Source organism: Ornithinibacillus bavariensis (assembly GCF_050433565.1).
Classification (GTDB): Bacteria; Bacillota; Bacilli; order Bacillales; family Amphibacillaceae; genus Ornithinibacillus; species Ornithinibacillus bavariensis.
This window is the reverse complement of record NZ_JBNPWZ010000002.1, coordinates 360,087-377,665: the sequence shown is the minus strand read 5'-3', so window position 1 is coordinate 377,665 and position 17,579 is coordinate 360,087. Positions and strand designations below refer to the sequence as shown.

Annotated in this window: 23 protein-coding genes and 1 other annotated feature (1 of these 24 only partly in view); of the genes, 10 read left to right on the top strand and 13 right to left on the bottom strand. The window is 35.6% G+C overall.

Annotated elements, in window-relative coordinates; all coding sequences use genetic code 11:
• Window positions 1-90 (top strand) — a binding site (T-box leader) (it extends 87 nt beyond the left edge of the window).
• 55 nt (window positions 91-145) lie between these two features.
• Window positions 146-1,135, top strand: coding sequence for a tryptophan--tRNA ligase (gene trpS, locus HNR27_RS05780; RefSeq protein WP_212919272.1), 990 nt, complete (start codon window positions 146-148; stop codon window positions 1,133-1,135).
• Between the two features lie 258 nt (window positions 1,136-1,393).
• On the opposite strand, the gene HNR27_RS05775 is transcribed toward trpS, so the two are convergent.
• The 6 genes from HNR27_RS05775 to HNR27_RS05750 form a co-directional block, all read right to left on the bottom strand.
• Entirely contained in the window at window positions 1,394-2,167 is a 774-nt protein-coding gene (locus tag HNR27_RS05775) for a YjbA family protein (RefSeq protein ID WP_429339085.1), read from the bottom strand.
• A gap of 142 nt (window positions 2,168-2,309) precedes the next feature.
• Entirely contained in the window at window positions 2,310-2,513 is a 204-nt protein-coding gene (locus HNR27_RS05770; protein WP_212919270.1) for a YuzI family membrane protein, read from the bottom strand.
• Between the two features lie 281 nt (window positions 2,514-2,794).
• Window positions 2,795-4,030, bottom strand: a complete 1,236-nt coding sequence (gene fabF / locus HNR27_RS05765; protein WP_429339084.1) for a beta-ketoacyl-ACP synthase II — start codon at window positions 4,028-4,030, stop codon at window positions 2,795-2,797.
• Between the two features lie 64 nt (window positions 4,031-4,094).
• Window positions 4,095-5,033, bottom strand: coding sequence for a beta-ketoacyl-ACP synthase III (locus HNR27_RS05760; RefSeq protein ID WP_212919268.1), 939 nt, complete (start codon window positions 5,031-5,033; stop codon window positions 4,095-4,097).
• Window positions 5,034-5,150: 117 nt separating this feature from the next.
• Window positions 5,151-6,110: a BMP family ABC transporter substrate-binding protein gene (locus tag HNR27_RS05755; RefSeq protein WP_429339083.1), complete on the bottom strand. Its 960-nt coding sequence runs from the start codon at window positions 6,108-6,110 to the stop codon at window positions 5,151-5,153.
• A gap of 25 nt (window positions 6,111-6,135) precedes the next feature.
• Window positions 6,136-6,750, bottom strand: coding sequence for a hypothetical protein (locus HNR27_RS05750; RefSeq protein WP_429339082.1), 615 nt, complete (start codon window positions 6,748-6,750; stop codon window positions 6,136-6,138).
• A 165-nt stretch (window positions 6,751-6,915) separates the two neighbouring features.
• Between HNR27_RS05750 and HNR27_RS05745 the strand changes: the two genes are divergently transcribed.
• A complete protein-coding gene (locus HNR27_RS05745; protein ID WP_212919266.1) occupies window positions 6,916-7,095 on the top strand; it encodes a DUF2929 family protein in 180 nt (59 codons plus the stop codon).
• A gap of 104 nt (window positions 7,096-7,199) precedes the next feature.
• Here the strand turns inward: HNR27_RS05745 and HNR27_RS05740 are convergent, their stop codons facing one another.
• A complete protein-coding gene (locus HNR27_RS05740) occupies window positions 7,200-7,583 on the bottom strand; it encodes a hypothetical protein (RefSeq protein ID WP_212919265.1) in 384 nt (127 codons plus the stop codon).
• A 98-nt stretch (window positions 7,584-7,681) separates the two neighbouring features.
• On the opposite strand from HNR27_RS05740, the gene HNR27_RS05735 reads away from it, so the two are divergent.
• Window positions 7,682-8,488: an undecaprenyl-diphosphate phosphatase gene (locus HNR27_RS05735; RefSeq protein WP_429339081.1), complete on the top strand. Its 807-nt coding sequence runs from the start codon at window positions 7,682-7,684 to the stop codon at window positions 8,486-8,488.
• A gap of 75 nt (window positions 8,489-8,563) precedes the next feature.
• On the opposite strand, the gene HNR27_RS05730 is transcribed toward HNR27_RS05735, so the two are convergent.
• Window positions 8,564-8,875 (bottom strand): metal-sulfur cluster assembly factor, encoded by a 312-nt coding sequence (locus HNR27_RS05730; RefSeq protein ID WP_212919263.1) that lies wholly within the window; start codon window positions 8,873-8,875, stop codon window positions 8,564-8,566.
• A gap of 68 nt (window positions 8,876-8,943) precedes the next feature.
• Entirely contained in the window at window positions 8,944-9,702 is a 759-nt protein-coding gene (locus tag HNR27_RS05725) for an alpha/beta fold hydrolase (protein ID WP_212919262.1), read from the bottom strand.
• A gap of 163 nt (window positions 9,703-9,865) precedes the next feature.
• Between HNR27_RS05725 and HNR27_RS05720 the strand changes: the two genes are divergently transcribed.
• The 4 genes from HNR27_RS05720 to HNR27_RS05705 all read left to right on the top strand — a co-directional run bounded on the left by HNR27_RS05720 (window position 9,866) and on the right by HNR27_RS05705 (window position 11,626).
• The gene (locus tag HNR27_RS05720) at window positions 9,866-10,699 is read left to right on the top strand and encodes a Cof-type HAD-IIB family hydrolase (protein WP_429339080.1); all 834 of its coding nucleotides are present in this window, start codon (window positions 9,866-9,868) and stop codon (window positions 10,697-10,699) included.
• Window positions 10,700-10,803: 104 nt separating this feature from the next.
• Complete coding sequence (locus HNR27_RS05715; protein ID WP_212919260.1) at window positions 10,804-10,953, top strand: hypothetical protein; 150 nt, start codon at window positions 10,804-10,806, stop codon at window positions 10,951-10,953.
• 1 nt (window position 10,954) lies between these two features.
• Window positions 10,955-11,146 (top strand): DUF3813 family protein, encoded by a 192-nt coding sequence (locus HNR27_RS05710; protein WP_212919259.1) that lies wholly within the window; start codon window positions 10,955-10,957, stop codon window positions 11,144-11,146.
• 216 nt (window positions 11,147-11,362) lie between these two features.
• Window positions 11,363-11,626 carry a NifU N-terminal domain-containing protein gene (locus tag HNR27_RS05705; RefSeq protein WP_429339079.1) on the top strand — a complete coding sequence of 88 codons (264 nt, stop codon included), beginning with the start codon at window positions 11,363-11,365 and terminating at the stop codon, window positions 11,624-11,626.
• Window positions 11,627-11,684: 58 nt separating this feature from the next.
• On the opposite strand, the gene HNR27_RS05700 is transcribed toward HNR27_RS05705, so the two are convergent.
• Window positions 11,685-12,098 (bottom strand): hypothetical protein, encoded by a 414-nt coding sequence (locus HNR27_RS05700; RefSeq protein WP_429339078.1) that lies wholly within the window; start codon window positions 12,096-12,098, stop codon window positions 11,685-11,687.
• Window positions 12,099-12,106: 8 nt separating this feature from the next.
• Complete coding sequence (locus HNR27_RS05695; RefSeq protein ID WP_429339077.1) at window positions 12,107-12,949, bottom strand: YitT family protein; 843 nt, start codon at window positions 12,947-12,949, stop codon at window positions 12,107-12,109.
• Window positions 12,950-13,047: 98 nt separating this feature from the next.
• On the opposite strand from HNR27_RS05695, the gene HNR27_RS05690 reads away from it, so the two are divergent.
• The 3 genes from HNR27_RS05690 to yppF all read left to right on the top strand — a co-directional run bounded on the left by HNR27_RS05690 (window position 13,048) and on the right by yppF (window position 16,640).
• Window positions 13,048-13,908, top strand: a complete 861-nt coding sequence (locus HNR27_RS05690) for a DegV family protein (RefSeq protein ID WP_429339076.1) — start codon at window positions 13,048-13,050, stop codon at window positions 13,906-13,908.
• A 148-nt stretch (window positions 13,909-14,056) separates the two neighbouring features.
• Window positions 14,057-16,315 carry a beta-propeller domain-containing protein gene (locus HNR27_RS05685; protein ID WP_429339075.1) on the top strand — a complete coding sequence of 753 codons (2,259 nt, stop codon included), beginning with the start codon at window positions 14,057-14,059 and terminating at the stop codon, window positions 16,313-16,315.
• Between the two features lie 139 nt (window positions 16,316-16,454).
• The gene (gene yppF, locus HNR27_RS05680; protein ID WP_429339074.1) at window positions 16,455-16,640 is read left to right on the top strand and encodes a YppF family protein; all 186 of its coding nucleotides are present in this window, start codon (window positions 16,455-16,457) and stop codon (window positions 16,638-16,640) included.
• A 43-nt stretch (window positions 16,641-16,683) separates the two neighbouring features.
• Here the strand turns inward: yppF and HNR27_RS05675 are convergent, their stop codons facing one another.
• Together HNR27_RS05675 and HNR27_RS05670 are read right to left on the bottom strand one after the other, a co-directional pair.
• Window positions 16,684-17,091: an NUDIX hydrolase gene (locus HNR27_RS05675; protein ID WP_429339073.1), complete on the bottom strand. Its 408-nt coding sequence runs from the start codon at window positions 17,089-17,091 to the stop codon at window positions 16,684-16,686.
• A gap of 58 nt (window positions 17,092-17,149) precedes the next feature.
• Window positions 17,150-17,566 carry a DUF1801 domain-containing protein gene (locus HNR27_RS05670; RefSeq protein WP_212919251.1) on the bottom strand — a complete coding sequence of 139 codons (417 nt, stop codon included), beginning with the start codon at window positions 17,564-17,566 and terminating at the stop codon, window positions 17,150-17,152.
• Window positions 17,567-17,579 lie beyond the last annotated feature (13 nt).

Sequence of the window (17,579 nt, the reverse complement as noted above, 5' to 3'; positions counted from 1 at the left end):
GGAATTGGACTTTGGAGCGATTATTAAATAAAGTGATCTTAATATTTTTTAAGATAATTAGGGTGGCAACGCGGTTCATTCGTCCCTTCTTTAGGGAATGAATGGGCTTTTTTTAATGCAAAAAAATAAGGAGTGAGTGAATATCATGAAAACTATTTTTTCAGGAATCCAACCAAGTGGTTCATTAACCATTGGAAATTATGTTGGTGCTATTCGCCAGTTTGTGGAGCTTCAGGAAACCCACAACTGTTATTTCTGTATTGTTGATGAACATGCAATTACCGTACCACAGGATCGTTTAAAGCTTCGCCAGAATATCCGATCATTAGCAGCGATCTATCTAGCTTCTGGAATCGATCCAAAAAAAGCGACACTATTTATCCAATCTGAAGTCCCTGCTCATACTCAGCTAGGTTGGATGATGCAATCCATTAACTACATGGGTGAACTAGAACGCATGACACAATTCAAAGATAAATCAGAAGGAAAAGATGCGGTTTCTGCTGCTCTATTTACCTATCCATCGTTAATGGCAGCCGATATTCTTCTTTATAATGCGGATTTAGTGCCTGTTGGCGATGACCAAAAGCAGCATTTAGAGCTAACTCGTGACTTAGCCCAACGCTTTAACAATCGCTTCCTAGAAGTGTTTAATATCCCAGAAATTAGCATCCCAAAAGTCGGTGCACGCATCATGTCATTACAAGAGCCAACGAAAAAAATGAGTAAATCAGACGAAAATCTTAAAGCCTCCATATTTATGTTAGATGAGCCAAAGCAAATTGAGAAGAAAATCAAAAGTTCTGTTACTGACTCTGAGGGAGTCGTTAAATACGATAAAGAAAACAAACCTGGCGTATCCAATTTATTAGATATACATTCTGCATTCTCTGGTGAAACTATTGCAGAATTAGAAGCCAAATATGCAGGAAAAGGATATGGGGATTTCAAACAAGGGGTAGTAGACGCTGTCATCTCCGTACTAGAACCAATCCAAAAGCGCTATTATGAAATTCTAGAATCTGATTTGTTGGACGATATCCTAGATCAAGGTGCAGAAAAAGCCTCACTTGTTGCGAATAAAACAATTCAAAAAGCAAAGAAGGCAATGGGATTAGGACGAGTTAGAAAATAATCATAAAGAAAATACCTAAAAGCTTGGAGTATAATGATATGCTTCCTCTAAGGAAAATAGATTTCTTAATCTGTCTACATTGAAAGGAGCATATCATTGCCTCTAGGCATTTTTCTTTGTATATCTATGTTAACTAATAATTTATCTAAGGAATAAGCTCTATCTTCAGTGCATCCCACAGCTAATCTTAATACTAATTTGTCGATTGCCATATTAACTTCGAGCTATAAAGCATAAAAATCAGCGAGAAAAATTTCCTCACTGATTTTTTGACTTTTGCTTCGATATACCCTCGGCGTATTGATTTTCAAGTTCCCACATTTTTTCAAGAAATGGTTGCCCTTTTATTAATTTTTCACAAAGTTCCTCATGGGCTATGCTCCATCCAAGTTTTACTCCATCGTACAAGGCTTGCCATACCTCATCTTCATCCATAAAGCGAATAAAAGGATATTTTTTTGGATTCCACTCGGTTAACCAGTATCGTAATTCTTCTAAATTATTAGATGTACGTAACTGATCTAAACCCATCATTAATAATTGCTTCAGCTGTCTCTCTCTTCTCGTTAAACCAAATACTAAGTCAGGAGACATGGATAACATATGATACTCCTTTTCATAATTCGTACCATCAAATCCAAAGCTCTGTGGTTTAGATTTTTCAATCATTTCATAAACAAGCTGTTCTTGCCTTGGGATTAAGCGACTCTTACGGATTGGAATACGATAGCCAATAGTATCAAATACCAATATATCATTTCCATCCGTTACTATGCAGGCATAGTCAACAACAGAACGATCCTGCCCCTTTCTTGTATATGCACGCTTATAAATAGCATCCAGTAAACCTTGTGGTAAATCATGCATATCATTTTCAATGTACTGATATAGGGATTCTGTTATGTATAACAAAGGGACTTGGTCAAGTAGTTCTATTCCATCATCTTTTCGCCATTCATGAAAATAACATACATTATACCCGTTTTCTTCTCCTTCAAACCAGTTCACCCAAACATCATGTAAGTATAACATACAACACCCCTCACTCTGAATGAATCCTTTCCTGAGGCTGTTCAAAATTACCAACTATACCAGTATTTTTGAACATACACTTTAGAATACATTATGACCATCATTTAAAAATTTATTCGAGAGAGTGCAAATTATCAGGTCATCATTTATTCGGAAATGAATATATGGCTACTGTCATTATGAAAAGACCAATTGGCAAGAAATAGCATTCTATCCTTCCCCCGACAAATAAAAAATACTCTAACCACGATACTCCTGCTGGTAAAAAGTTCATATATGCAATTAACGTTACTCCACCAGTAACAGCTAGCCCAAAGCCTATTAAAAAGAAAACAACATGTCCCATATAATAACCACCCATGGCTTGTCCTACGTTTTTATTAAATTATATGCAAGGAAGTTAGGAATAATGAAAATCAGAAGGATATTTTCAATGCGTCAGTCCATCTTGCATATAAGGAAAATTATGTACATGCTCTTGCATTGGGAGCATATTTTGGGCACGTGCTTCTTTATAGTTTATAGGATTAACATTGCACTCATGCTTGTGAAATCGGATATAAACAAAAAAATAACTGACTTTAAGGATGCACCCTTTAAGTCAGTTATTTTAACAATAAATTTCGATTAATATTTTTTAAATATGAGAGCTACGTTATGTCCACCAAAGCCAAGTGAATTACTTACAACAACATTAACATCTTGGTTTCTAGCTTTATTTGGAACATAATCCAGATCACAGTCCGGGTCTGGTGTTTCATAATTAACGGTTGGTGGTATGATACCATCTTCTATTGCTTTCACGGCAATGACAGCCTCAACACCGCCAGCTGCACCTAATAAATGACCGGTCATAGACTTCGTTGACGAAACTGCCAGCTTGTATGCATGATCACCGAAGATAGTTTTAATCGCTTCGGTTTCAAATTTATCATTCAAATCCGTGCTTGTACCGTGGGCATTAATATAGTCAACATCCTCTGGCTTTAGACCAGCGTCACGTAAGGCATGCTGCATTGCACGCGCTGCACCTTCTCCATGTTCAGCAGGAGCTGTTATATGGTACGCATCTCCAGTTGCACCATAGCCAACAATTTCTGCATAAATATGGGCTCCACGTTCTAAAGCAGTTTCCAATGACTCTAAAATAAGTATTCCTGCTCCTTCTCCCATTACAAAACCATCACGGTTTTTATCAAATGGGCGACTTGCCGTTTTCGGATCCTGATTGAAGGATAGTGCTTTAGCTGAAGAGAACCCAGCAAACGCCATATTTGTAATTGGAGCTTCTGTACCTCCTGCAATAATATAATCAACATCACCTCGTTGTACTGCTTTAAAAGCATCACCTATGGAGTTCGCTCCTGATGCACATGCTGTTACCGTACAAGAGTTAATACCTTTTGCTCCAGTTTGAATAGAAACTTGTCCTGCAGCCATATCAGGGATCATCATGGGAACAAAGAATGGGCTTACTCGGTTTGGTCCTTTTTCCAAAAATTTATGGAACTGTTCTTCATACGTTTTCATTCCTCCGATACCAGAACCAATCCATACTCCAACTCGATGAGCTATATCTTCTGTAATTTCAAGGTTAGCATCTTTTAATGCCATTTTAGATGCAGCAACAGCATATTGTGTAAAGAGATCCATTTTACGTGCATCTTTTTTGTCTACATATAAAGTTGGGTCAAAATCTTTAACCTCTGCTGCAACTTTTGCTGGAAAATCGTCTTTGTTCACTTGAGTAACAAAGTCAATTCCAGACTTACCAGCAAGGAGGTTATCCCACATAGTATTAACATCATTACCAACTGGGGTAAGTGCTCCAAGCCCTGTCACAACTACTCTTCTTTCTGACATGATTAAGTACTCCTCCTAAAAAGTTTTTTCAAATATTGGGAATAGCATGTTCTCGTGCCATAACTTAGCGGCCCCAGCGTAATGCTACTGCTCCCCAGGTTAGTCCTGCTCCAAAACCAACTAATACAACTAAATCATTATCCTTAATTTTACCATCTTTAGCACTTTCTGATAAAGCCATAGGTATAGAGGCAGATGAATTATTACCATATTTTTTAATGGTTTTCGCCATTTTTTCTTCTGGAATACCTAGTTTTTCTCTTGCTGCTTCCATAATTCTAATATTTGCTTGATGCGGAATTAAATAATCCACATCTTCCTTTTTAAGACCTGCCTTCTCAATGACATTTAACGATGATTCCGGCATTTGTCTTACAGCAAATTTAAAGACCTCTCGACCATTCATGTAAATATAGCCTTTATTCTTTTGGTATAAATGCTCGGCACCGGCTCCGTTTGCACCAAGTTCAAAAGATAAAATCCCTTTACCTTCTGAAACCTCTCCCATGACAGCAGCACCTGCCCCATCACCAAACAGCACACAAGTATTACGATCTGACCAATCCGTTATCTTTGAAAGTTTTTCAGCACCAACTACTAAAATATGTTTATATACCTTTGTTTCAATAAATTGCTTTGCTGTTATCATTCCATACATAAATCCTGCACAGGCGGCACTAACGTCCATTGCAGCAGCATTCCAAGCCCCTAGCTTTTCCTGTAAAATGCACGAAACAGAAGGAAACGGAGTATCTGGAGTAACAGTTGCGACTAATATTAAATCTAATTCTTCAGGCTTTACTCCAGCGTTTTCTAACGCACTTAAGGAAGCATGAAGTGCCATATCAGAAGTATTCATATCATCTTCAGCAATTCTTCTTTCCTCAATTCCAGTTCTTGTTCGAATCCACTCATCACTAGTATCTACTATATTTTCTAAGTCCGTATTAGTTAAGACCTTTGACGGAACATAATGTCCTACACCTAGTACTCCTACACCCATGTACCTACATCCCCTTATTTTGTTATCAAATATTATGACTTGGTACTAATTTTAATGCAAAAAAGAAAGACTTGCAAGCTGTTAATTCCCCATGACTATTTCCAAACACCATTCATTTTAATATTGATTAGGTAGCAAGCCTGTCTCTTGATAATGTTCAATGGATTCATTCAATTTGGTTTGAAAGTACTTTGGTACATTTGGACTATACTCCCCTAAAGTAATATAATCATCTTTAAAATCAAAAGACATAATCTGTCCTTGTAATTTTCCTTTGTTAAACATATCCGCTGCAAGTAAATAAAGCTGGTCCACATGCTGAACAGTACTAGTTAAAACAGTATTAGGTTCAACCTTGAATTGATCCGTTACAAAGCCAATTGCATATAAATTATCTATACTAGCTTGCTTAATGATATCCTCATTGAAGGCATCACCTGCTGGATAAAAAACATCAACACCTTTAGCCTTCATCTTTTGGTAGGCATTGATAGCAACTTCTTTATCGTTCCAGTCATAGATAAATTCCATATTGACATTTGTATTTGGATTCTGATATTTTACTCCTTCATAGAAGCCTTCAATTTCTGGTTGCCATTGATATGCAGCTATAATGCCAACCTCATTTGTGGAGGACATTTCACTAGCGAGCATTCCAGCAAAAAAACCCATCGCATTTGAATTAAAAGTCATACTAGTTAAATTAGAATTATAATAATTTCCATTAAAGTAAACAAAGTGTATATCTTTAAAATTCCTTGAAAGTTCATAAAAGGATTCCCCATATGTACTACTATGACCAAAGATTAAGTTAACACCATTATTAACAAGTTCACTAACGGCCTTTGATATTTCTTCCTCTGTTTTTACATTTTCGATAACTTCAATTTCAACCTTAAACTTTTTCTTAACTGCTAATAACCCATCAGACCCTTTCGAATTCCATGGGTTATCATCGATTGAACCTTCTACTATCATCCCTGCTTTATATAGATTACCTTTGTTCTCACTCCCTTGACAGCTACTTAAAAGTAGTCCAACAGCAATTATGAAGGATAAACTGATTATTCTCCTCAAGTCCGGCACTCCATTCAAATTTCGGTTAATATAGATCTTTATAACGCTCATAATGCTCAAATATTTTCTTCATACGCTTCTCTATAGGAATATTGTCACGAATGTAAAGAGAATTTTCAAGTTTTACTGCATCGTCAAGGAAAACTTTTCTTGAAAATACCTTTATCATGGCTTGTGAGGAAGTTTTCTCAAGTAAAGGCAGTGTTGCTTGAATAAATTCTTTAACATGTATCGCAGTGGAACGAAATTCCTCGGAATTGAAAGGTACAGTGCGATTGTCCAAAATGACACCTTCCTCTGTCATGTCCATCCATTCCCCATATAGTATCGGTGTACTTATAGTGACCGTATTTTCTTGTTCTCTCAAAGACTGTATATTGTTGGTGATTCTTATAACTTTGTCCACAGTTATATGATTAGGGATTGGATTATTACCTATTATAATTGCAATCGGAATAGTTAAGCTACTTTGGGGATTCATTAAATGAAATAAACTGTTTCTTCCAAGGAACATTGCCAGGTTTTCTTTCTTATCTGTATCAATATTATCCATACCTACTACTTCTACACCCTGTTCTAGCAAAAAATTAACATAATGAAAACCTATCCAATGAAAACAATTATAAATCAACACCTCCATTGCTGTTCCTCCTTTATAAAAACAGTTAAGCAAGACGTTTAGAGCTATTTAAAGCGTAATAATATTCTTATCGATGTAACGCTATGAATAAATACTTTCCATTTATGTGTTCATTTGGTAAACTTAATAAAGAATTAATGATATGTAAAAAATGAGGTGTAATGTATGCGCTATATTGCTTCAATTTTTTGGGCTATTTTAATTTCCTTTGTGCTTTCATACGTATTATCTAGTATGGCCGGTGCTTCGCTTGATTTAGTTGCTACATTTATTGCAGCAGCTATTATCTCCATCTTTATTTTTATTTTGGGTGATGGTTTATTACGCGAAGAAAAAGAACAATAATATAACATTAGATTTCCTCATAAAGGGAAGTCCCATTAGGGTCTGATTCCCTCATCTTACTACAGCCTTTTTGTAGTAGAGGGCTCAGACCCTTTTTCATTCAATTAATACCAAGGTAATAAGCTTATACCAGTAAGTCCAGATAGAGGTAAAACGAGTCGTCTGAACCTTCTCCTAGGACCATAAAATCCACCATAGGCAGGATAACCAAAACCAGGCGCACCGAATCCACCGTAGGCTGGGTAACCGAAACCAGGTGTACCGAATCCACCATACCCATGCCACCCATAGCCATACTGACGTTGCTCTTGTACATGGGAAGTTATTTGATCAGACATTTCATTTTCTAACGGTATAGCAAAATATACATAATCCTCATCCAAGCCTGTAATGATGCCATCAAATCTTGTGCCATCTTGTAATTGTGCTAACACATAAGCGTGGATATGTGTCTTACATTCATCATACATATTCTTTTCCTGTGCCATTTCTATCAACCTCCTCACATAATAGACTATTCACACGCCTAGATAGAGGTGACAGAAAAACAAATAAATAGCAATCTAGTATCAGGGGGATAATTTTTATGAATCAAGAATTGTTAGAGCTCATTAAATATATTTTCTTAGGACTACTACAAGGATTTACAGAACCAATTCCTATCTCATCTAGTGGCCACCTTGTATTAGCTAGGGAAATCCTTGGTGTACAAGCAAATGGATTATCCTTTGAGATATTGGTTAATTTCGGTTCACTAATTGCAGTCATTCTAGTTTATTGGAATGATATAATACGATTAATCAAAAATGGATTTCGTTACATAATCTCGAGAGATCCTAATACTAAATCTGATTTTCACTTCATTATTATGCTAATAATTGCAACCATACCAACAGGGATTATTGGACTCCTCCTAAAGGATAAAATTGGTGATTTAAGTAAATCCTTTGTGGTTGGAATTACGTTACTAATTACCGGAATTGCGTTATGGACTATTCGTAATTTAAAAGGAGAAAGGGGAGACAAACAGATTCGGTTAAAGGATGCATTAATTATTGGCCTTGCACAATCTGTTGCCCTAATGCCAGGTATTAGTCGTTCTGGTGCAACCATTGTAGGAGCAATGCTATTAGGATTGAAACAGGAAACAGCCTTACGCTTTTCATTTTTGCTATATATACCTGTGAGCCTAGGAGTCGGTATTCTTGATATTGGTGATTTAGTTCGCGATGAAAACTTTAATACAATCCCATATTTATTAGCATTTATTTCCTCAATAATTGCTACATACTTTGCACTTAAGTGGTTTATGAACATCATGGCAAAAGGGAAATTAAAATATTTTGCTTTCTATTGTTTCATTGTCGGTACACTAGTTGTACTCTTTCTTTAATTAATAAGGGACTGCAGCTACAAATTATTGTAGCTACAGTCCCTTTATTCATAACTATTTTGCTTTACTAATAAATTAATCTGGTATCCCTAAGGCAATTTTTGCATAACGTGACATTCTTTCTTTGCCCCAAGGTGGATCCCAAACTATATTCACTCTAGTTTCCTTTACCTCTGGAATATCATATAGTGCACGTTGAATATCTGCTTCGATATGTGCAGATAATGGGCATCCCATAGCAGTAAGCGTCATCGTAACTGTGCAAATACCCTCATCATCCAAATCTACATCATATATTAAGCCAAGGTTAACAATGTCAATTCCTAGCTCTGGGTCAATTACATTTTCAAGAGCCCCCATGAGATTTTCTTTTAAAGCTTCATCCATGGTTTTCCCTCCTCCTATCATCATATTTTCATTTAAACATATTTCCATTGTTTTTTAAATAAATTTAGTTACAGATGTGAATCAAACCATTTAACCGTTTCTAATATAGCGAACCTGCTCACTTTATGATCACGATTTTTTTCCCTTAAAAATTTCAAATTTTCCTCATTTGTATAGTGATCTTTCACCTGTTGATAGAAGGAATAGGAATGGTCAAATGGAACGGTTTGATCGTGATCGCCATGCCAAAATAATAAAGGACGATCCTTCAATTTTTCTTTTTGCTCTGACAAATCGTATGTAAATAATAGATCATATAGCTCTTTTACTTCTTGTTCTGATAAAGGAAGCTCGCCTGATTCAACATAAACATCTACTAATTCTCTAGCAAAAGTCGTGATTTTGGGAGAGCCCATGAGAACTGCGGCAGCTTTTATCCAAGGATATTGTGTTAAAGCAGATGCTGTTGTTATCCCACCCATGCTCGTACCTGCAACACCGATTCTTCCATCTAATAACAGGTTTTGTTTTTCTAAATCATTCTTTATCTCATTAAGCTCTTTAATATTTTGTATAACAATGTTAAATAAGTAATAACGTACATCAGGAATTTCATTTGTTTGTCTTTCTCCATGATATAGACTATCAGGCAAGATGACACGATACCCCTTCTCTGCAAGTAAAAAAGCAAGTGGCAAATTATGCTCCTTTGCACTTGTGATTCCATGATAATAAACAACAGCCGGCAACGCAGAATGTTGCTTCTCTGAATCAACAACAACTAAGCTTGGTATTTCACCAACATTCTGCTTCAATATTCCAATCATTCGCAAAAATCCTCTCATCCAATATTTTGTAATACTTCTATGATAGTATCTTTCATGTAAATGTTAAACTAATTTAACCGATATTTTACGGAAAATTTATTACCTTATGCTTTACAGATGTTGAAAACATGAATACACTAGGATTTAAATGAGGTGAGGAAAAATGAGTAAACAACATTTAATAGCTTTAGACTTAGATGGAACGTTATTAACTGATAAAAGAGAAATCAGTAACAAAAATAAGGAAATATTAATGAAGGCAATGGAAGATGGTCATATTGTTGTAATTGCTACGGGAAGGCCACATCGAGCAAGTATACAATATTACAAAGAACTCGGTCTAAATACTCCTATGGTTAATTATAATGGAGCATTAATTCACCATCCAACGGATACAAAATGGGATGTCCTGCATAATCCAATGCCAAGGCGAACTGCATTAAATATTGTACAGACCTGCTATGATTTAGACACATACAATGTTGTAGCTGAGGTTCAGGACAATGTCTATTTAGATAAGTTTGATCAAAAAATCATTGATATCTTTCATCAAGCATCCAATGATTCTCCATTTATCATTGGAAGCATAAAGAGCAAGCTTACAGAAGATCCAACCAGCCTATTAATCCATCCTAAAGAAGACCATATTTCCTCATTACGTAAACACCTTGATGAATTTCACGCGGAGGTCATCGAACATCGTAAATGGGGTGCACCATGGAACATCATTGAGATTGTAAAAAAAGGAATAAATAAGGCTGTCGGTCTTCAAAAAATTGCCCATTATTTTCAAATCCCACAGGAACGGATTATTGCTTTTGGTGATGAAGATAATGATTTAGAAATGATTGACTATGCAGGAGTCGGCGTTGCCATGGGGAATGCAATCGATCCACTAAAATCAATCGCAAACCATGTTACCGTTACAAATGAAGAGAGTGGAATTGGTTTATTTCTAGAAGAATATTTAAAACTAAACGTAACAAATGTAAAGTAACGGCTTGCATGCCGAATTTTTCCTACTATATTATGATTAGAATTTTTCCATACTACAAGTGAACGGATTACAAAACGTTCACTTTTTAGTTGGGAGGAATCGTCTTGGGCAAAGGGAGTAAGTCAAGAAGATTTAGTCAACTAAGTACTGATGCTGTGAAAAAACATGATGAAAAATTCCCATATCGCTCGAACTTCACAGATGCAGAACGTAAACGGGAAGAAGCAGATAATCATACAGTAGGAGGATTTTAACATGGCGAACAATCTTTTCCAACAAGCTAAAGATGCTGTTACACAATTTGCTAATAATATGACTGGAACGAATGAGCAAGATAAACAAGCTGCACAAAACGCAATTCAAGCTGCTATGAATGAGGCAACTCCTGAGGAGAAGCAACAATTACAGCAGTTACAAAATCAGCTTGAACAGCAAAAGCTTAGCTAACCTCCGTTAGCATGGCGGTAACTCCTTTTTTCAAAATAGAGTGCTTGTGATGGTAATAGCTGATTCATTCCAAAGGATGAGAAGGGATTACTGATGAAACAAGCATTCACAAGGTGTTCCAGGATAAATTCTTGGGACACCTTTTCCTTTAAGGCTTTTTAATTATGTGCTTTTCTGCTAATATAGAGGTAAAGCACGCTTATGGGAGGTATTGAAATGGGAGTTCGAGCTGAAGCTACGCCAAATCCTAATGCAATAAAATTTACAACTGATAAGCTAATTTTCGAAGGGACTAATAGTATTTCAGTAATGCCAGGTACAATTAGCGAGCACGAAATTATGAATGACCTGATGAAACTCGAAGGGGTTGATAATGTCTTCGGTTATCAGAATTTTATTACTGTAAACAAAAGCTTTGATGCCGAATGGGATGATGTTAGTCCACGGGTTAAAGAAGTATTTGAAAAGCATGGATACTGATTGATTAGGCTTTTAAAGGTTAAAGTAAGCTTGCAGAGAAATTCTCCTGCAAGCTTTTTTATTCACTCTCCTCAGACATTTCCATCTGTAGGTCTATAGGAACATAATTAGGATTAATAATCTCACCTTTAGAACTTCGAGTATACAGATTAACAATAACTACCTCATCTAAGTTAATCATTTCTTTCATAATCGGAATCTCAATAATAAATTTACCCCATGTCTTATCTACTCGTACTTCCTTTTCTCTACCAATTTCCTTTTCAGCTTGAACTACAGAGTAATAAAATTTATTATCCGATGCATCCGCTTCACCTGTAATTATGATTTGATTCTTGTCTATCTGAATATCTAAACTTTGAAATTTCGCATAAGTCGTTACCTGCTCTACTTGTTGCTCCTCCTCTGCCTCTCTCCCACATCCTACTAGGATGAGAAACACACTAAATAATATTATTATTTTCTTCTTCATGACATCCCCTACTCTTTTCTAAAGGTACCAAATACACCTGTTGTTTGCACGATATTTACAAAAGCCGATGAATCATTTTCCTTAATTATTTTTTCTAAGTCATATAATTCATAGCGAGTAATGACGAGGTACAGCATATTTTTCTCTTGATTTGTATAGGCACCTACAGCAGGTAGAATAGTTATCCCTCGAACCATTTTGCTTTGAATAGCTTTCTGCAGTTCTTTTGCCTTTTGTGTCACAATCATGACAGTAAGCTTGTTATAACGAGTATGGATGGTATCAATGACACGGGTTGTTACATATAACGCTACCATCGTATAGAGTGCATTTTCTGGTTCATAAAGAATCCCTGCCAGTGCAATAATCACTGCATTTAAGGAAATTATATAAATACCAATAGGTTTATCTTTCATACGCGATAGAACCATCGCGACAATATCCATCCCTCCTGTCGATGCTCCTACCTTCAATGTAATACCAACACTGATCCCCGCAACTAATCCACCGAAGACAGCATTTAAAATAATGTCATTAGAAAGTTGCATTACCGGTAAAAATTGCAGGAATATGGATGAACATATAACAGAAATAATGCTATATACAGTAAATCCCCTTCCAACTTTAAACCAACCTAAGATGAACACTGGAATATTTAATAGAAATAATAGAATTCCTGTTGTTATATGAAACCCTACAAAATCAAGAAAAACACTTGAAATTAACTGAGCTGTACCTGTAAATCCACTTGCATACACATTGGCACTAATAAGGAAGAAATTTAAGGAAATTGCATTTAAAAATGATCCTATAATAACGACTATAATTCGTTTGGCTTCGATTAAAAACATAACAGTCTCCTTTTTGAATCGCAATTATTTTGACTATATCTCATTATAGCTATAAACTAAACTTAATATAATTATTTATAGGGAATGAAGGTGATAAGATGAGTATTAAAATTATGGCAGATTCGGCAAGTGATCTTACAAAGGAATACTTCACGAAATATGACATGGAAATGGTCTCACTAACTGTTCATCTGGATGACAAGGATTATGAAGACGGTATTACGATTTCGCCTAAGAATGTTTTTGATGCAATGCGTGTTGGTAAGTCACCAAAGACATCGCAGGTTTCGCCACAGACGTTTAAATCTATTTTCACCTCTTATGCAGAGTCTAAACAAACATTGATTTATTTGGCTTTTTCATCTGAGTTATCTGGTACATATCAAACAGCAAAAATGATGGAGTCAGAAGTAAAGGAAGAATATCCAGATGCAGATATCCACGTAATTGATACCAAATGTGCTTCCATCGGCTATGGACTTGTGGTACTTCATGCTGCTAAAATGGCGCAGGATGGAAAATCAGCTGCGGAAATTATCGAAGAAGTAAAAAACCACTCAGTAAATATGGAGCATATCTTTACTGTGGATGATTTAGAATATCTATATCGTGGTGGTAGAGTAAGTAAAACAGCTGCATTTGTTGGTTCTTTATTGAATATTAAACCAATCCTCCATGTCGAAAAAGGAAAATTAATTCCACTAGAAAAAATGCGAGGGTCAAAGAAATTATTAGGACGTATGATTGAAATCATGGAGGAACGTGGCGGAGATTTTGAAAACCAAGTTATTGGAATTAGCCATGGTGATGATTTAGAGCGTGCTGAAAAGCTTGCAGACATGATTAAAGAGAAGTTCGGTGTAAAAGAATTTGTTATCGAATTTGTCGGTTCAGCGATCGGTGCTCACTCCGGTCCTGGAACACTTGCACTATTCTTTTTAAATAAAAATTATAAATGATTACGCATTACTGATTCATTTGCTAAAAATGGATCAGTTTTTTTGTCGAAAGAATCTACTATTATGCAAAGGAAATTTGAAACATATTATAATAAAACTTCGTCTTAAGGTTATAGGAAAACAATTCCTTATTAAATGAGGTGAAAACATGAAAAAAATCGGGTTAATTAGTATATTTGGTATTATTGGTATTTGGGCAATCTGTTTTTTTGTCTTTACAGATAAAATAGTTGCAGAGATTCCTTCCTCTACAAGCTACGTATCAACTCAGAAGGATTTTACAGTGCATTTTACCAAGCCAATGGATCCAGACACCTTTACAAATGAAACTGTGATAGTAAAAAAGAAAAACGGTGAGCGTGTAGCAACCGATATAGAGTGGAACGATTCTTACACAGTTTTAATTATAAGGGCACCTAAAAGTGGCTACAGTATAGATGAAGAATACACGATTACCATTTCCGAAAATGTCAAAACTGCATCAGGGAAAAACCTGTCTAAAAGATTCTCATATGATTTTACTGCGGTAGCTGAACTAACGCAGATAAAGGATAAAAAACAGCTTGTCTCTTTATTAAAAGACCAAATAAAGAAGGATCAGCAAATAGGGGTTGAACTTTTTGATGTTAATAAAGAATCTGCAGGTAAAGAAGCAAAGATGGATACCGCTAACTCTGAAGAAAGTGCCAATGATAGCGCTGATACCTCATCCACTAACGTCCAAGTAGCTGGTGTAGATGAAGCAGACATTATCAAGACAAATGGAAAGTCTATATTCTTTGTCAGGGATGGCGATATTATTATTACCTCTGCAAATAAAGAGAATAGTAAGGTTCTTAGTATGATTAAAACAAACGGATTTTCTCCACAAGATATCTATTTACACAATGACCTATTAATTGCGATTGGGCAAAAAGCTGAACCACTTAGAGAAACACCCGAGCCAAAAGATACCCAAGACGGTTCAACTAAAAGTATAGGTATACCAGAGCCAATCTACTACAGTCAAACCGCAATATATATTTATGATATTAATAATCCTAATGAGCCAACAAAATTACGTGAGGTAAGCCTTGAAGGGTATTATAGCAATTCAAGAATTCTTGATGGATATCTTTATTTGATGGCAAATGAAATCCCACCCTACCATATTTTAGAGACACGTGAGGATATTGAGATTAGGCCATATATAAAAGACAGTACTATAAATGAGGAAAGTAAACCAGTTGATTTTGAAAATATGTATTTCTTTCCTGAAAGTAACGACGAACAGTTTTTAATCTTAGCATCTATTGATTTAAATAATTTGGAAAAGGAAGCACATATAGAAACCTACTTAGGAGCTTCAGACCAAATCTATATGTCCCAAAAGAATCTATATATCGCAGTAAATAAATATAAAGAAATCGAAAAGAGTACAAATAATACAACCGATAAATCTGCAGAAATTATGATTTGGCGTCCTCAAGACGTGGATACCGAAATAACTCAATTCCAAATTAAGAATGGAAAATTGAAATACAACGCATCCACTGTAGTAAAAGGAACCTTAATTAACCAATTTGCTATGGATGAGCGAGATAACACCTTTCGTGTAGCAACGACAAAAGGGGAAACGATAAATGAACAACAAAAGTCAACCAATAATATATACACTTTTGATATGAATTTAAAACCATTAGGATCTGTTGAAGGTTTAGCAGAAGGGGAACGCATTTATAGTGTGCGTTTTATGGATCATGTAGCATATATGGTTACCTTTAAACAAGTAGACCCGTTATTTGTCATTGACTTAAAGGATCCTAAAAATCCTACGGTACTTGGTGAACTAAAGATTCCTGGGTTTAGTAACTATTTACATCCTTTAGATGAGAACCATGTCATTGGATTTGGGCAAGATACAACACTTTATAAAGAGAAAGGTATGCAAGAACCATTAATTCGAACAGAAGGAATCAAAATTTCAATTTTTGATGTGAGTGATCCAACGAACCCTAAGGAAAAATATAGTAAGGTAGTTGGTAAGGGAGGCTCGTACTCTGAGCTGTTACACAATCATAAGGTATTATTCAAGCATCCAACTGAAAACCTCTATGGTTTCCCAGCTTCCCTATCGGAAACAAAGCTAGTTACCAAAGATGGTTATGCTTTTGAGGAGTACTTCCCTACATTTGAAGGTGCACTACTCTTCAAAATTACACCTGAAGATGGAATTGAGCTAGTCGATACAATTACACACCAAAAGAATGCAGAAGAATATCCGGAATGGGAAGCTGAAATTAGGAGATTAGTTGCTGTAGATAATACCTTATATACCTTCTCCTACAATCAAATGAAAGCTTTTGATTTAAAGCAAAAACAAGTAATCCAGTCTGTTAATTTACCTGATATAAGCTATGATCGATAATTTAAATAGAGGATGCATAAATAGCATCCTCTATTTTTTATGTACTTTAAAACTTGTTTACTTAGCATGATTTTTCCAGTTGATACATATATTTTTTATAAGTTTGTAATTGGTTATTATACATGAGGGAGGATAGGATATGCTAATACACGAATTAATCACAATATACGAGGCTGAACGCAAAGAATCACCGAAGACATTAAACGACCTACTAGATTACTTCCAAAGAAAATATATTGCAGAAGAAATTGATATAAAATCATACCGTGAAATATTTAATCTTCTTCTTCAAGAAGGTGCAACCTCGGCTCATGAATTAATATAATTGCTATAAATAAACTGGTATAGACAATCCTAACTGCCAGATGTTAACCATGTAACATCTGGCTTTTTACTATGTTCGCTAATATTTTTTCATCTTCAGCATACGTAAGTTTATGGTTTACTATTTCGGATAAGGATTTCCAGTCTACTTCATCTATTATTTCGTCCGGATCCTCTATGCCAGTACTTTCACCAACTATTTCTACTAGAAAATAATGAGCTTTGACATTAACTTCCTCTATCACGCTTGTTTTAACAAATAATAATTTTTTTACCTCAACTGTATATCCAGTTTCCTCTCTTACTTCACGTACACAGCATTCTTCAGGGGTTTCCCCCTCTTCTATACTACCCGATGGGACCTCCCAAGAATCGGATTCTTTTGCTCTTACCATCAAAACTTCATAATTATCATTTACACAAATCGCTGCTGAACCAAACCATTTTTTCATTAGCACACTCTCTACTCAGACATAGAATTTTAATAATAACTATTAGAAAACCAAGTACTTAGGAATACGTATCCTGCAATAATTTGACGGAATGCTGGATTAGTTTCTCCAATACCTTCGTGTCGATATCAGCAAGCTTATTAATATATATACAACCTTTACCACTCGTGTGCTTCCCTAATTTCTCCAGCAACTCACCACGATTCTGGTCACCCGGAGCTAAATATAGACTAATTTTAGCTTTGCGTGGAGAATAACCAACCAGTGGTGCATCTCCCTCATGTCCCGAAGCATATTTATAATGGTATGCGCCAAACCCAATTATGCTTGTTCCCCACATCTTCGCTGGATATCCTGTTGTATTTGTGAAAATATCTAATAATTGGTAAGCATCTTCCCGTTTTCTCGGATTTTCAACTGCTTCGATAAACTCTATTACGCTTCCATCATTTTCTTTTGTTTTTAGTTCGTACATCGTAATCCTCCTA

Coding starts and splice junctions, on each gene's coding strand:
- trpS (WP_212919272.1), top strand. CDS start 146: ATGAAAACTATTTTTTCAGGAATCCAACCAAGTGGTTCATTAACCATT.
- HNR27_RS05775 (WP_429339085.1), bottom strand. CDS start 2,167: ATGTTATACTTACATGATGTTTGGGTGAACTGGTTTGAAGGAGAAGAA.
- HNR27_RS05770 (WP_212919270.1), bottom strand. CDS start 2,513: ATGGGACATGTTGTTTTCTTTTTAATAGGCTTTGGGCTAGCTGTTACT.
- fabF (WP_429339084.1), bottom strand. CDS start 4,030: ATGTCAGAAAGAAGAGTAGTTGTGACAGGGCTTGGAGCACTTACCCCA.
- HNR27_RS05760 (WP_212919268.1), bottom strand. CDS start 5,033: ATGGGTGTAGGAGTACTAGGTGTAGGACATTATGTTCCGTCAAAGGTC.
- HNR27_RS05750 (WP_429339082.1), bottom strand. CDS start 6,750: ATGGAGGTGTTGATTTATAATTGTTTTCATTGGATAGGTTTTCATTAT.
- HNR27_RS05745 (WP_212919266.1), top strand. CDS start 6,916: ATGCGCTATATTGCTTCAATTTTTTGGGCTATTTTAATTTCCTTTGTG.
- HNR27_RS05740 (WP_212919265.1), bottom strand. CDS start 7,583: ATGGCACAGGAAAAGAATATGTATGATGAATGTAAGACACATATCCAC.
- HNR27_RS05735 (WP_429339081.1), top strand. CDS start 7,682: ATGAATCAAGAATTGTTAGAGCTCATTAAATATATTTTCTTAGGACTA.
- HNR27_RS05730 (WP_212919263.1), bottom strand. CDS start 8,875: ATGGATGAAGCTTTAAAAGAAAATCTCATGGGGGCTCTTGAAAATGTA.
- HNR27_RS05725 (WP_212919262.1), bottom strand. CDS start 9,702: ATGATTGGAATATTGAAGCAGAATGTTGGTGAAATACCAAGCTTAGTT.
- HNR27_RS05720 (WP_429339080.1), top strand. CDS start 9,866: ATGAGTAAACAACATTTAATAGCTTTAGACTTAGATGGAACGTTATTA.
- HNR27_RS05710 (WP_212919259.1), top strand. CDS start 10,955: ATGGCGAACAATCTTTTCCAACAAGCTAAAGATGCTGTTACACAATTT.
- HNR27_RS05705 (WP_429339079.1), top strand. CDS start 11,363: ATGGGAGTTCGAGCTGAAGCTACGCCAAATCCTAATGCAATAAAATTT.
- HNR27_RS05700 (WP_429339078.1), bottom strand. CDS start 12,098: ATGAAGAAGAAAATAATAATATTATTTAGTGTGTTTCTCATCCTAGTA.
- HNR27_RS05695 (WP_429339077.1), bottom strand. CDS start 12,949: ATGTTTTTAATCGAAGCCAAACGAATTATAGTCGTTATTATAGGATCA.
- HNR27_RS05690 (WP_429339076.1), top strand. CDS start 13,048: ATGAGTATTAAAATTATGGCAGATTCGGCAAGTGATCTTACAAAGGAA.
- HNR27_RS05685 (WP_429339075.1), top strand. CDS start 14,057: ATGAAAAAAATCGGGTTAATTAGTATATTTGGTATTATTGGTATTTGG.
- yppF (WP_429339074.1), top strand. CDS start 16,455: ATGCTAATACACGAATTAATCACAATATACGAGGCTGAACGCAAAGAA.
- HNR27_RS05675 (WP_429339073.1), bottom strand. CDS start 17,091: ATGAAAAAATGGTTTGGTTCAGCAGCGATTTGTGTAAATGATAATTAT.
- HNR27_RS05670 (WP_212919251.1), bottom strand. CDS start 17,566: ATGTACGAACTAAAAACAAAAGAAAATGATGGAAGCGTAATAGAGTTT.